The sequence below is a fragment of the Chlamydiota bacterium genome, assembly GCA_016178055.1.
Lineage (GTDB): Bacteria > Auribacterota > JACPWU01 > JACPWU01 > JACPWU01 > JACOUC01.
Genome location: JACOUC010000064.1, coordinates 1 through 11,051, shown reverse-complemented (window position 1 = coordinate 11,051; position 11,051 = coordinate 1). Strand labels below are relative to the sequence as shown.

Genomic DNA, 11,051 nt, shown 5'->3' with positions numbered 1-11,051 from the left:
TGAGGAGATGTGGTATCAATGGTGAGGGTGATTTCTTTTTTCGTGTGGGATCCATTTCCTTTGGCTATGACCCCAGCAATATAACTTCCTTCGGATTGTTCTACTCCGTTCCTGTCTTTTCCGTTCCAGGTGAAGTTGATCGAGGTTCCTTCGCCTTTGACGATATACAGGATGTTAGCTTTATTAATCTTCTTAAGGGACCCCTCACCTAACCTCTCCCCGCTCTGGCGGGGAGAGGGAGAGAAGATAATTCCCTCATCTTTCTTCTCGCCATTTTCACGGGGATAGGGAGACGAAAGCTCCCTTTCAATGTCGTCCATTTCTAAGTTTTGGGCTAGGTCAATTAGTTCGTCTTCTTTCGTCCCTCGTCCTTCGTTCCTCGTCCTTCGTCTCTCGTCCTTCGTGCTTCGTCCTTCGTCCCTCGTGCTTTGTCCCTCGTCCCTCATCCCTCGTGCTTCTTCGCTCTTAACAACGTATCCTATCCATTTAATTTTTTCTTCCCGCTCTCCCTTTTTCTTAGGCTTCGCATTCGTCGTTGAAATGGTTCCGGTGATTTTTACGGGGTTTATGGTTGGGTTACATGGGTTTGGGGTGGCAGCAAGTGTTGTGATTTGGATGGAAGATTTCAAACCTAAACTTTTTAGTTCTAGCTCTGGTTCTGCTTTTGCTATTGCTTTGACTTCTGACTTTGCTTCTATTTTTGCTTCTGGGTTTCCTGTAAGCAATGTCAAAAAAAGCATTCCACTTACGATTCCCCAAAAAATTCCTCTGATGTGTTGCAAAGAAGGTTGGTTCATCTACATCCCCGTTGATTCAATCATCAAAACTATTTACCGCTCACTTACTTATTTGAAAGGAGTTCGACTTTGCCCTTAACTTTTTCAATCTTTTCTCGAGCACTTTGACTTACGGCATGCACTTGAAGAGATAATGGAATTTTTAATTCTCCCTCGCCTAACACCTTCACTCCATCCCTCACATTCTTAACCAAACCTTTTGACTCTAAAAGCTGAGGGGTCACAACAGTCCCCTCCCCAAATATATTCAGCTGACCCACATTCACAATAGACCACTCGGTTTTATCAGCACTCACAAAACCCCGCTTGGGAAGTCGTCGATAAAGAGGCATTTGACCTCCTTCAAAACCAGGGCGAATCCTCGCACCATGACCTGAGCGGGCCTTTTGTCCTTTTTGCCCTCTGCAACTTGTTTTTCCATGACCCGAGCCTGGACCCCGTCCAACTCTTTTCATCTTTTTACGTGAGTCATTGACACTTAAAATTTCTGCTAACTTCATACTTCACTCCTTCGAATCGCTCTAATCATGGCTAAATCACGAAGTGATTCCAAGCACTTCATGGTTGCTCTAACCACATTAATTGCATTAGAAGACCCAAGCGATTTTGCAAGAACATCCTTGACTCCTGCCGCTTCTAAAACAGGGCGAACACCGCCTCCCGCAATCACTCCTGTCCCTTGAGTGGCTGGCTTTAGAAAAACCCTTCCTCCATCAAATTTACCTGTCACTTCATGGGGAATGGTTGTCCCTCTCAAACAAACCGTCTTCATTGATCTTTTGGCGTAATCGGTCCCTTTACGAATGGCATCCGAAACTTCATTGGCCTTCCCCAAACCAAAACCGACTCTGCCATTTCCATTTCCGACCACCACCAAAGCGCTAAAACTAAAGCGCCGGCCACCTTTAACCACCTTGGCGCAGCGATTAATATAAACGACCTTTTCAATATTTTCGGAAGAAACTTTCTTATCTTTTTGGAGAAATCCTTCTTCCTTTACGACTTCTTTTTTTTGAATTACTTCATCGCCTTCCACAAAATTCCTCCCTTTAAAATAATTACGAAAATCAGTCCATAGTCCACGGTCCACAGTCCATAGAAATAAATGGTTCCTTTAAGGCTGTTGACCATCGACTGTCGACTGTGGACTACCTACAACCTCCCATCAAAATACAAGACCGCCTTTTCTTGCCGCTTCCGCCAAGGCTTTTACGCGACCATGATAGAGATAACCCCCACGATCAAAAACAATTTTTGTAATCTCTTTACGTTTAGCCTCTTCAGCAAGAATTCCACCCAAAAGTTCTGCCGCTTTTACGTTTGCCCCTGACTTTACCTTTTCTTTAACCACCTTTGAAAGTGTTGAAAAGGAAAGCAGTGTCCGCCCTTCTAAATCATTAATGAGTTGAGCATACATATGCTTACCACTTCTAAAAACAGCCAACCGAGGCCGCTCAGGCGTTCCCATCACCTTACGCCTAATTCTGATATGACGGTTCCTACGATAAATTTCACGAACATTCTTAACAATCATAATCACTTGTCCTCTTTAAAAAATCAAAAACCAAACATCAAAAATCAAAATTAAGGTAGAAATTTATCTAAAAAATATGCGCCACTTATGACCTGCTTTTATTTTGAGAGGTTTGACATGAAGAAACTTTCGATCATGGATCAAAATTATGCAACCGTCTTCCCAGCTTTCTTCTTTACGTGTTCACCCGCATATCGAATCCCTTTTCCCTTATAGGGTTCTGGGGGGAGAAACCTTCTAATCTCTGCAGCAACCTGCCCCACCAATTGCTTATCAACTCCTGAAATCTTCATACGAACCTGCTCTTCTACATCAATTTTAATCCCCGCAGGAATAGGGTATTCAACGGAATGGGTAAAACCCAATGCTAAAACAAGATTTTTTCCTTCAATTTTTGCCCGAAACCCGACTCCCTGAATTTCAAGAGACTTTGAAAAACCTTTTGTAACCCCTTCCATCATATTAAAACATAAACTTCTTGATAATCCATGCAAGGCCTTTGAAGATTTCGTTTCTGTTTTTATACCAAAAAGCACACTCTTACCCGATTCCAGTTGAACATTAATTTCATCTGGAAAACTCTGAGCCAACTCTCCCTTGGGGCCCTTGACCTTCAAAAGATTCCCCTCTGAAGCAACTTGAACCCCTGAAGGAATCAAAACTTCCTTACGACCTATTCGTGACATTTTCTTTGCTCCCCTTTACAAGTCAGTACATTGATTTTTATTCATAAATTCTGACAGTACTAAGGAGAGTTTGGCTATTGCCATGTATAATGGGATTTAGCCTCCTTAGTAATTCGTATTACCAAACCTTACAAAGAACTTCGCCGCCGGTATTTAAAGATTTAGCTTTTTGGCCCGTGATCACCCCTTGAGAAGTTGACAAAATAGCAACTCCCATTCCTCCCTGAACCCTAGGAATATCCGCAACATCCGCATAAACTCTTCTCCCAGGGAGACTCACCCGCTCGATTCCTTGTATGACTTTCTCTCCACTCTGGGTAAACTTGAGATAAACCCTCAACCAAGGATGGCCGCTCTCTTCCGCTTTTTTATAATCTTGAATAAAACCTTCTTTCTTCAAAACTTTGAGAATATCCTCTTTGAAAGAAGAAGCAGGAACATCCACATATTCTTTTTTCGCCGAACTCGCATTGCGAATACGCGTTACTAAATCTGAAATAGGATCTGACATGCTCATTTTTTTAACCTTATTTACTTGTCCGTCGCTTGTCTTTTGTCGTTTGTCACTTCATTGCTCGAAGCTCGAGGCTCGAGGTAAATACTTCTTCTTTTTTTGCTTTTGCTTCGAGCCTCTACCTGTCGTTCGTTTACTCACCACTCACAACTATCCCATCACCAACTCGCCTTGGTAACTCCTGGGATCATGCCTTGAGAGGCATATTTTCTAAAACAGACTCTACAAATTCCAAATCTTCTCAAATAGGCCCTTCTCCTCCCGCAATGCTTACACCGATTATAATACCTGACCTTAAATTTCGGTGTTCTTTGCTGCTTTACCATTAAACATGTTTTTGCCATACCCAGCCTTCAGTTATGAGTTATCAAGGGTCTATTTTTGTCTAAAAGGAATTCCTAACGCGTTGAGCAACTCTTTCGCCTCTTCATCCGAGCTTGCCGTTGTTACAAACGTTAAGTCCATCCCTTGAATTTGCTTAATCTTATCTAACTCAATTTCAGGAAACACAACCTGCTCTGTAAGACCCACACTGTAATTTCCTCGACCATCAAATGATTTTTGAGAAAGACCTTTAAAATCCCTAATTCTTGGAAGAACAACACTCACAAAACGATTAAGAAATTCATACATGTTCTTTCCTCGAAGGGTGACCTTACATCCCACAGGATCTCCCTCCCTCAATTTAAAACCTGCAATACTCTTTTTTGATCGGGTCACAACGGCCTTCTGACCCGTGATCAGCCCCAATTCACTGACATGGGATTCCAAAAGAGCGAAATCTTTAATCGCTTCAGCAACACCCATATTCACAACAATCTTTAACAATCGAGGAATACGAAGACGATTTTTTATCGCTAATTTTTTTGAAAGCTCTGGCACAATTGCTTCTTGATATCTTTTTAATAATCGACTCATATTTAGATTCCTTCTCCGCACTTTCTACAAACTCTTTGCTTTTCAAAATTTTCAGATATTTTAAAACCTACCTTCACAGGACGATCACAATGAGAACAAAAAAGAGCTAGATTAGAAATATGAACTGAGGCCTCTTTTTGAACCATCCCTCCCTGGGGATTCGCCTGAGTCGGTCTCATATGTCGCTTTATAAAATGAAGACCCTCTACAATTGCACGATTTTTTTCATGAAGGACTTGAAGAATCTTTCCTTTTTTTCCTCTATCTTTCCCTGCCAAAGCGTAAACGGTATCACTTTTCTTTAAATAAGTTTTAATTCGAACGGTTTCTGTTTTCATTCAAAGTTCATTTCTAATTTTAAATTTTATTTTTAAAGCACTTCGGGAGCCAAAGAAATAATTTTCATAAAATTTTTCTCACGGAGTTCTCGGGCCACCGGCCCAAAGATTCTTGTCCCCCTTGGATTCATTTGATTATCAATCAAAACAATTGCATTGGAATCAAATCGAATAAAAGAGCCATCGATACGGCGAACTTCGCGCTTGGTTCTCACGACCACGCCTTTAACCACTTCCCCCTTTTTAACCATTCCCTCTGGAATCGCCTCTTTAACAGAAACAACAACCACATCCCCCAAAGAAGCCGAGCGCCGGCGTGTTCCGCCCAAAACCTTAATGCAGGCCGCTTTTTTTGCGCCACTGTTATCAGCAATTTCTAGTCTCGTTCTTAGTTGAATCATCGCTTCACGAACTCCTTAAAAATTCTTGAGCCAACAAACAATACGCCTTAAACGCCTGAGGGTGTACCCAACGCTTGTTTTTGAAATACCTTCTCTAATCTCCACCTTTTCAATTTACTGATCGGACGGGTCTCAACGATAGCAACTTTATCACCCATTCGAGCTTCTTTTTTCTCATCGTGAACGTAAAATTTTTTCACCGTGCGAATGACTTTTCCGTAAAGTAAATGAGGATAGGTACGTTCAACTTCAACAACGATCGTCTTATTCATTCGATCGCTAATCACAACACCTACCTTTTCTTTACGACTCGACCTTGTTGAATCCATATCAAGCACCTTTATTTTCTTCTTCCTTTAAAATCGTTTTAATACGAGCAATATCTTTTTTCGTTTGGCGAATCTTGCCCGGATTTTCAAGCTGACCCATTTGACCTTGTGTTCTCAATTTATAAAGAGAATCCCCAAGCTCACGAAGCTTTAGACCCGCTTCATCTTTCGTTAAATCTCTGATTTCTTTTGCCTTCATTCTTTACTCCAAGACCCCACATTGTGAATAAACCCACTCTACTCTCAAATTTCAAATTTCAAATTTGAAATTTCAAACATGCTGCCTCACAATAAACCGAGTTTTTAGAGGAAGCTTATAAGCCGCCAACCGAAGCGCCTCCTTAGCAATCGACTCTGTAACACCTTCAATTTCTAGAAGAACATTTCCAGGTCTCACCACGATCACCCAACCAGACGGTGGACCTTTTCCTTTTCCCATACGGGTTTCTGCCGGCTTCTTTGTAATGGGTTTATCCGGGAAAAGGCGAAGCCAAATTTTCCCTTTTCTTTTCATATGCCGAGCGATGGCAACACGAATCGCTTCAAGCTGAATATTGGTAATCCAACCTCGATCTAAACTCTGAAGACCATATTCGCCAAAGCTCAGCCGAGTCGCCCTCGAAGCCTTTCCAGAACGACATCCTTTATGCATTTTTCTAAATTTAACACGACTAGGCATCAGTGGCATGTGTTGACTCCTGCTTAATATCAGACGATTTAGAAGTTTCGGAGGAAGTAGACCCTGTGCTTATTTCCTTGACAGTCTCAATCTTTTGATTCGAGGAATCCAAAGAAGACTTCACAAGTTCCTGACCTTTAAAAACCCACACTTTAACCCCAATTAAACCATAGCTGGTTTTTGATTCACTGAAACCATAATCAATCAAAGCCCGAAGGGTATGAAGAGGAACACTTCCTTCTTTATAGGTTTCTCTTCTCGCAATTTCTGCTCCACCCAATCTCCCTGAACAACAAATTTTGATTCCCTTCGCACCCCCATTCATCGCACCCTGAACCGCCTTCTTCATGGCTCTTCTAAACGAAACTCTCCGTAGAAGCTGAAGCGCAATATTTTCAGCAATCAACTGGGCTTCTATTTCAGCCCTTTTGACCTCCACAATATCAACAAAAACTTCGCTTTCCGTAAGATCTGCCACTTCTTCCTTTAATCGATCAATTTCCGTTCCCTTACGCCCAATCACAAGCCCAGGACGAGCTGTGTGAATAATAATGCGTAATCGTGAACCGACACGTTCAATTTCAATTTTTGAGACTCCCGAATAAAAAAGCTTCTCTTTGACGAAATCGCGAATTTTCAAATCTTCGTTAAGAAGTTTAGAATAATCCTTTTTCGCACTAAACCAACGAGAACGCCAATCTTGATTAATCCCTAAACGAAAGGCGATTGGATTTACCTTTTGACCCATGTTTTCCCTTTCTTAAAACAAAATCTACTTTTTAATAAGCAGTTTCTTAGTTTAATAAGCAGTTTCTTAGAATGAAAAATTAATTTTGATCTGAAAGAACCACTGTCACATGGCTCAATCTTTTCCGAATCCGAGTTGCCCTTCCCATCGCTCGAGGCATAAATCGCTTCCAAAAGGGACCTCCATCAACAAAAACGCGGGTCACTTTCAAAGCATCAATATTAACCCCTTCTTTCACTTGCGCATTTGCTAAAGCAGACTTTAAAGTTTTTCCAACCACATCCCCTGCTTTTTGAGGACAGAAATTAACAATGTTAAGCGCCTCGGCAATTGACTTATTCCTAATTTGATCTGCAATCAATCTTGCCTTCACAGGAGAAATTCTAACAAACCTTGTCACCGCTTTCGCTTCCATAAATTTTTCTCTTATTTTTTCTCTTTGAACCTTGAACTTGATTATGAGATCCTTCGCTATCGCTCAGGATGACACTTTGTGTCACTTTAAACTTTGAACTTTTATTTTTTGGCTGTCGTCTTTTCCGTATGCGCCCCATGAGCTCTAAATGTTCTCGTTGGAGAAAACTCTCCTAAATAATGGCCCACCATATTTTCAGAAACAAAAACAGTAATAAACTTTCTACCATTATAAACTGAAAAACTATGGCCCACAAAATCTGGAACAATCATTGAGCGCCGTGACCATGTTTTTACAGGCCTTCTTTCCCCAGAACGATTCATTCTCTCAACGCGTTCTAACAATTTTGCTTCTACAAATGGACCTTTTTTTAATGATCTTGGCATTTTCTAACCTTTACTTTTTTCTTCTTTCTAAAATATATTTACTGGATGCCTTGCTCCTCTTTCTTGTTTTAGTTCCATCAATTAAACCCCAAGGACTGCAGTGCTGTCGACCTCCATTCGCTTTTCCTTCTCCACCTCCTAATGGATGATCCACAGGATTCATTGCAACACCCCGAACAATAGAACGCCGCCCCTTCCAACGCATGCGACCCGCTTTTCCCAAAGAAATATTCATATGATCAGGATTACTCAGCTGTCCAAGGGTCGCCCGACATTCAACTCTAACCAACCGAATCTCTTTTGAAGGAAGCCTCACGTGAGCAAAGTTCGCCTCCCTGGCCATTAACTGGGCCGAAGAACCAGCGCTTCGAACAAGCTGTCCACCTTTTCCAGGAACAAGTTCGATATTATGCAAAAAAGTTCCTAATGGAATTTGAGACAACTTCATACAATTTCCAATTTTAGGCTCAGCCGTATCCGATGTAACCAGAACATCGTTTACTTTTAATCCAAGAGGAGCCAAAATATATCTTTTTTCTCCATCCGCATAGGAAAGAAGCGCAATCCGACACGAACGATTAGGATCATATTCAATCGACACAACACGAGCGGGGATATTAAATTTTTCTCTCTTAAAATCAATGATTCTATAAACTTTTCGGTAACCTCCCCCTCGATGTCGCATGGTCAACCGACCTTGAGAATTCCGACCTCCGGTCCTGCCTAAGCGCTCAACAAGATTTTTCTCAGGACGATCCTTTGTAATTTCTTCAAAGGTATAACCTGTGGTGAAACGTCGTGTTGGAGTTACTGGATTATAAGTTTTAAGAGCCATATTTTTCCCTAACTAACGGTTCGCTGAAAAAGTCCAATCTGCTTCGTTCTACGCGCAGACAACTCAATCATGCAAAATCTATTTTTTCTCCCTCTTTGAGTGTAACAATCGCCTTTTTCCAATTTGAAGTTCGTCCCATATGGTAACGAACGCGTTTTGGTTTTCCTTTTACTTTAACCGTATTCACTTGAAGAACTTTTACAGAATAAATTTGCTCTATGGCGTGACGAACATCAATTTTGTTCGAATTCATATGAACTTTAAAAAGGACTTTATTTTCTTTCTGAAGTAGCTCCGTACCCTTTTCACTGATCAGCGGTTCTAAAATAATTTCAGAGGGTGCTTTCATGAATTTTCCTCTCCACGGCTAAAGAATTTTTCAAATGCACCTTCAGAAAAAACAATATTCTGATGGGTCAGAACTTCATAAGCATTTAAGCCCGTTACAGGCACAAGACTGACACTTTCTAAGTTTCGAAAAGCTAACTTAAGATTGGATGTTATGGTTTCAACAACGATAAGGGTTTTACGAACTATTTTTAAATTTTTTAGAATTTGTGCGGCCAACTTTGTTTTTGGATTTTCAACTTGAAAATCCCTCACAATCCATACCTTTCCCTCTTTAAATCGTACACGCAAGGCAGACTCCCGAGCTAACCGAGCAACCTTTTTATTCAATTGATAACGATACTCGTGAGGCCTCGGACCAAAAACAACTCCGCCTCCCCTCCAAACCGGTGAAGTCCGCTCCCCTGCTCGAGCTCTTCCTGTTCCTTTTTGCTTCCAAGGCTTTCGTCCTGACCCACTCACCTCAGCCCGCGTCTTGGTAGAAGCGTTCCCCTGGCGGCGATGAGCCAGATAAGCAACCACTGCCGCCTTCATAGCATGCTGGCTGGTCTTTGCTTTAAGAAAATCCTCTTGGATTTCTTTTTCTCCAATCTTTTTTCCTTCACAATTTAAAACCGCTAAACTTGCCATCTCTCAACCCCTTAAATCAAATTTTTAAATATCCGTAAAAAATATTTACTTTATAGAGACCTCTCAAAAAGGTCTCGCTCCATTCATCGGGTTGATTTTCTAATAAATAAAAGTCCTCCCTTAGCCCCTGGAACCCCTCCCCGAAGCAAAAGGAGATTCTCCTCAAAATCCACCCTAATCACTTTCATGCTTAAAATGGTTTGTCTTTCATTTCCATAGTGACCTGGAAATCTTTTACCTCGCTTGGTATTTGACCCAAAGGTATTGGTTCCAATAGAACCCGGCCGACGAAAGTATTCATTGTTACCGTGCGTAGCCCGAAGTCCACGAAATCCGTGCCGCTTTACCACACCCTGAAAACCTCTTCCCTTTGTGAACCCAATAACATCCACATGATCGCCCGGCTTAAAAATATCAACACGAATTTCCTGGCCCAATTTGCACTGACCTAGAGCTACTTCATCTTCAATTTTAATTTCTTTCAGCCAACGAAAAGGGACCGTTCCTGCTTTTTTTAAATGCCCTAAAAGGGTTTTTTTTGCATGACTTTCTTTAATAGGCTCATACCCAACTTGAATGGCCCCATAGGAGTCTGTCTTTAAAGTTTTAACTTGAGTGACTTGACAAGGGCCTGCCTCAATCACTGAGACTGGAATCTCATCTCCCTTTTCACTAAAAATACGAGTCATTCCAATTTTTCTTCCTAAAATTGTATTCATATCTATCTCACACCTGTTAAGAAATTCTTTTCGCCACTGCTTGTTCGGACCCATCAGAGTATTCCGCTTAAGCCTTAAACCCCAAGCAGAAACACCATAATCCCTACGAAAGAATCCCTACGAAAGGGAGTAATCGAAGAACTACTTGTGTGGGCAAAAAGAATACGCTATTTCAATATCTGATTCAAGTATTTTCTTTTCTAAAACTAACTGACTTTTTTTAAGCTTTAATATTAATATCAACCCCGGCCGGCAAATTTAACCTGCGCAATTCATCAATGGTCTTTGCTGTTGGATCCAGAATATCTAAAAGCCTTTTATGAGTTCGGATCTCGAACTGTTCCCGAGACTTTTTATCGACATGGGGAGACCTCAAAACCGTATACCGTCCAATATTCGTGGGCAAAGGAATCGGACCTCGAACTGTCGCTCCCGTTCTCTTGGCTGTATCTACAATATCTCCTGTAGATTGATCGAGAACCCGTTGATCATATCCTCTCAGCTTAATTCTTATTCTCTGTGACATGCTGAACCCTTAACCTTTCAACTATAAAAGATAGTCGCCAATGACTGATTTCTATCTCTTGAAATTCTTTGCTTTTATTTTGCCTTGTTTTGCTTTTGCTTCGAGCCTCCAGCCTCGAGCCTCTAGCCATCTTTATCATTTAATAATTTCAGCAACTCTTCCTGCACCAATCGTTTTTCCACCTTCTCTGATCGCAAACTTTACTCCCTTTTCCATCGCAATTGGACAGATTAATTCTACTTCCATGG

At 41.3% G+C, this 11,051-nt stretch carries 22 protein-coding genes; all 22 read right to left on the bottom strand.

All coding sequences use genetic code 11. The features are described 5' to 3' along the window. A partial coding sequence (locus tag HYS07_09415) for a hypothetical protein (protein MBI1871396.1) occupies positions 1–797 on the bottom strand: 797 nt, incomplete at its 3' end. Between the two features lie 44 nt (positions 798–841). Next, the gene (gene rplO / locus HYS07_09410; GenBank protein MBI1871395.1) at positions 842–1,297 is read right to left on the bottom strand and encodes a 50S ribosomal protein L15; all 456 of its coding nucleotides are present in this window, start codon (positions 1,295–1,297) and stop codon (positions 842–844) included. Beyond that, entirely contained in the window at positions 1,294–1,746 is a 453-nt protein-coding gene (gene rpsE / locus HYS07_09405) for a 30S ribosomal protein S5 (protein MBI1871394.1), read from the bottom strand. The genes rplO and rpsE overlap by 4 nt, the downstream gene beginning before the upstream one ends. Positions 1,747–1,962: 216 nt before the next feature. Next, complete coding sequence (locus tag HYS07_09400) at positions 1,963–2,331, bottom strand: 50S ribosomal protein L18 (protein ID MBI1871393.1); 369 nt, start codon at positions 2,329–2,331, stop codon at positions 1,963–1,965. 146 nt (positions 2,332–2,477) lie between these two features. Continuing rightward, on the bottom strand, positions 2,478–3,017 hold the full coding sequence (gene rplF / locus HYS07_09395; GenBank protein MBI1871392.1) for a 50S ribosomal protein L6: 540 nt from the start codon (positions 3,015–3,017) through the stop codon (positions 2,478–2,480). 118 nt (positions 3,018–3,135) lie between these two features. Continuing rightward, positions 3,136–3,534 (bottom strand): 30S ribosomal protein S8, encoded by a 399-nt coding sequence (gene rpsH / locus HYS07_09390; protein ID MBI1871391.1) that lies wholly within the window; start codon positions 3,532–3,534, stop codon positions 3,136–3,138. A gap of 155 nt (positions 3,535–3,689) precedes the next feature. After that, complete coding sequence (locus HYS07_09385) at positions 3,690–3,875, bottom strand: type Z 30S ribosomal protein S14 (GenBank protein MBI1871390.1); 186 nt, start codon at positions 3,873–3,875, stop codon at positions 3,690–3,692. Between the two features lie 31 nt (positions 3,876–3,906). After that, positions 3,907–4,449 (bottom strand): 50S ribosomal protein L5, encoded by a 543-nt coding sequence (rplE, locus tag HYS07_09380; protein ID MBI1871389.1) that lies wholly within the window; start codon positions 4,447–4,449, stop codon positions 3,907–3,909. Positions 4,450–4,451: 2 nt separating this feature from the next. Next, a complete protein-coding gene (locus HYS07_09375; protein MBI1871388.1) occupies positions 4,452–4,787 on the bottom strand; it encodes a 50S ribosomal protein L24 in 336 nt (111 codons plus the stop codon). A 32-nt stretch (positions 4,788–4,819) separates the two neighbouring features. Continuing rightward, entirely contained in the window at positions 4,820–5,188 is a 369-nt protein-coding gene (rplN, locus tag HYS07_09370; protein MBI1871387.1) for a 50S ribosomal protein L14, read from the bottom strand. Between the two features lie 47 nt (positions 5,189–5,235). Beyond that, entirely contained in the window at positions 5,236–5,517 is a 282-nt protein-coding gene (rpsQ, locus tag HYS07_09365; protein ID MBI1871386.1) for a 30S ribosomal protein S17, read from the bottom strand. A gap of 1 nt (position 5,518) precedes the next feature. Further along, positions 5,519–5,716 carry a 50S ribosomal protein L29 gene (rpmC, locus tag HYS07_09360; protein ID MBI1871385.1) on the bottom strand — a complete coding sequence of 66 codons (198 nt, stop codon included), beginning with the start codon at positions 5,714–5,716 and terminating at the stop codon, positions 5,519–5,521. 72 nt (positions 5,717–5,788) lie between these two features. Next, complete coding sequence (gene rplP / locus HYS07_09355; GenBank protein MBI1871384.1) at positions 5,789–6,205, bottom strand: 50S ribosomal protein L16; 417 nt, start codon at positions 6,203–6,205, stop codon at positions 5,789–5,791. Next, positions 6,189–6,944, bottom strand: a complete 756-nt coding sequence (gene rpsC / locus HYS07_09350; protein ID MBI1871383.1) for a 30S ribosomal protein S3 — start codon at positions 6,942–6,944, stop codon at positions 6,189–6,191. Before rpsC ends, rplP begins: the two co-directional genes overlap by 17 nt. A 79-nt stretch (positions 6,945–7,023) precedes the next feature. Continuing rightward, positions 7,024–7,359 (bottom strand): 50S ribosomal protein L22, encoded by a 336-nt coding sequence (rplV, locus tag HYS07_09345; protein ID MBI1871382.1) that lies wholly within the window; start codon positions 7,357–7,359, stop codon positions 7,024–7,026. A gap of 101 nt (positions 7,360–7,460) precedes the next feature. Beyond that, positions 7,461–7,745, bottom strand: coding sequence for a 30S ribosomal protein S19 (gene rpsS / locus HYS07_09340; GenBank protein MBI1871381.1), 285 nt, complete (start codon positions 7,743–7,745; stop codon positions 7,461–7,463). Positions 7,746–7,755: 10 nt separating this feature from the next. Next, positions 7,756–8,580: a 50S ribosomal protein L2 gene (rplB, locus tag HYS07_09335; protein ID MBI1871380.1), complete on the bottom strand. Its 825-nt coding sequence runs from the start codon at positions 8,578–8,580 to the stop codon at positions 7,756–7,758. Between the two features lie 67 nt (positions 8,581–8,647). Then, on the bottom strand, positions 8,648–8,929 hold the full coding sequence (gene rplW / locus HYS07_09330) for a 50S ribosomal protein L23 (protein ID MBI1871379.1): 282 nt from the start codon (positions 8,927–8,929) through the stop codon (positions 8,648–8,650). After that, a complete protein-coding gene (rplD, locus tag HYS07_09325) occupies positions 8,926–9,558 on the bottom strand; it encodes a 50S ribosomal protein L4 (protein MBI1871378.1) in 633 nt (210 codons plus the stop codon). Before rplD ends, rplW begins: the two co-directional genes overlap by 4 nt. Positions 9,559–9,641: 83 nt before the next feature. Further along, positions 9,642–10,277, bottom strand: coding sequence for a 50S ribosomal protein L3 (gene rplC, locus HYS07_09320; GenBank protein MBI1871377.1), 636 nt, complete (start codon positions 10,275–10,277; stop codon positions 9,642–9,644). 220 nt (positions 10,278–10,497) lie between these two features. Continuing rightward, positions 10,498–10,803: a 30S ribosomal protein S10 gene (gene rpsJ / locus HYS07_09315; protein MBI1871376.1), complete on the bottom strand. Its 306-nt coding sequence runs from the start codon at positions 10,801–10,803 to the stop codon at positions 10,498–10,500. Positions 10,804–10,938: 135 nt separating this feature from the next. Then, positions 10,939–11,051 (bottom strand): hypothetical protein (locus tag HYS07_09310; protein ID MBI1871375.1); only part of this gene is annotated, 113 nt, incomplete at its 5' end.

Excerpts from the sequence above, each read along its gene's own strand:
- HYS07_09385 (MBI1871390.1), bottom strand. The coding sequence starts at position 3,875 with ATGGCAAAAACATGTTTAATGGTAAAGCAGCAAAGAACACCGAAATTT.
- rplD (MBI1871378.1), bottom strand. The coding sequence starts at position 9,558 with ATGGCAAGTTTAGCGGTTTTAAATTGTGAAGGAAAAAAGATTGGAGAA.
- rplN (MBI1871387.1), bottom strand. The coding sequence starts at position 5,188 with ATGATTCAACTAAGAACGAGACTAGAAATTGCTGATAACAGTGGCGCA.
- rpsQ (MBI1871386.1), bottom strand. The coding sequence starts at position 5,517 with ATGGATTCAACAAGGTCGAGTCGTAAAGAAAAGGTAGGTGTTGTGATT.
- rpsJ (MBI1871376.1), bottom strand. The coding sequence starts at position 10,803 with ATGTCACAGAGAATAAGAATTAAGCTGAGAGGATATGATCAACGGGTT.
- HYS07_09375 (MBI1871388.1), bottom strand. The coding sequence starts at position 4,787 with ATGAAAACAGAAACCGTTCGAATTAAAACTTATTTAAAGAAAAGTGAT.
- rplW (MBI1871379.1), bottom strand. The coding sequence starts at position 8,929 with ATGAAAGCACCCTCTGAAATTATTTTAGAACCGCTGATCAGTGAAAAG.
- HYS07_09400 (MBI1871393.1), bottom strand. The coding sequence starts at position 2,331 with ATGATTGTTAAGAATGTTCGTGAAATTTATCGTAGGAACCGTCATATC.
- rplO (MBI1871395.1), bottom strand. The coding sequence starts at position 1,297 with ATGAAGTTAGCAGAAATTTTAAGTGTCAATGACTCACGTAAAAAGATG.
- rplB (MBI1871380.1), bottom strand. The coding sequence starts at position 8,580 with ATGGCTCTTAAAACTTATAATCCAGTAACTCCAACACGACGTTTCACC.
- rpsH (MBI1871391.1), bottom strand. The coding sequence starts at position 3,534 with ATGAGCATGTCAGATCCTATTTCAGATTTAGTAACGCGTATTCGCAAT.
- rplV (MBI1871382.1), bottom strand. The coding sequence starts at position 7,359 with ATGGAAGCGAAAGCGGTGACAAGGTTTGTTAGAATTTCTCCTGTGAAG.
- rplC (MBI1871377.1), bottom strand. The coding sequence starts at position 10,277 with ATGAATACAATTTTAGGAAGAAAAATTGGAATGACTCGTATTTTTAGT.
- rplF (MBI1871392.1), bottom strand. The coding sequence starts at position 3,017 with ATGTCACGAATAGGTCGTAAGGAAGTTTTGATTCCTTCAGGGGTTCAA.
- rpsS (MBI1871381.1), bottom strand. The coding sequence starts at position 7,745 with ATGCCAAGATCATTAAAAAAAGGTCCATTTGTAGAAGCAAAATTGTTA.
- rpmC (MBI1871385.1), bottom strand. The coding sequence starts at position 5,716 with ATGAAGGCAAAAGAAATCAGAGATTTAACGAAAGATGAAGCGGGTCTA.
- rpsC (MBI1871383.1), bottom strand. The coding sequence starts at position 6,944 with ATGGGTCAAAAGGTAAATCCAATCGCCTTTCGTTTAGGGATTAATCAA.
- rplE (MBI1871389.1), bottom strand. The coding sequence starts at position 4,449 with ATGAGTCGATTATTAAAAAGATATCAAGAAGCAATTGTGCCAGAGCTT.
- rplP (MBI1871384.1), bottom strand. The coding sequence starts at position 6,205 with ATGCCACTGATGCCTAGTCGTGTTAAATTTAGAAAAATGCATAAAGGA.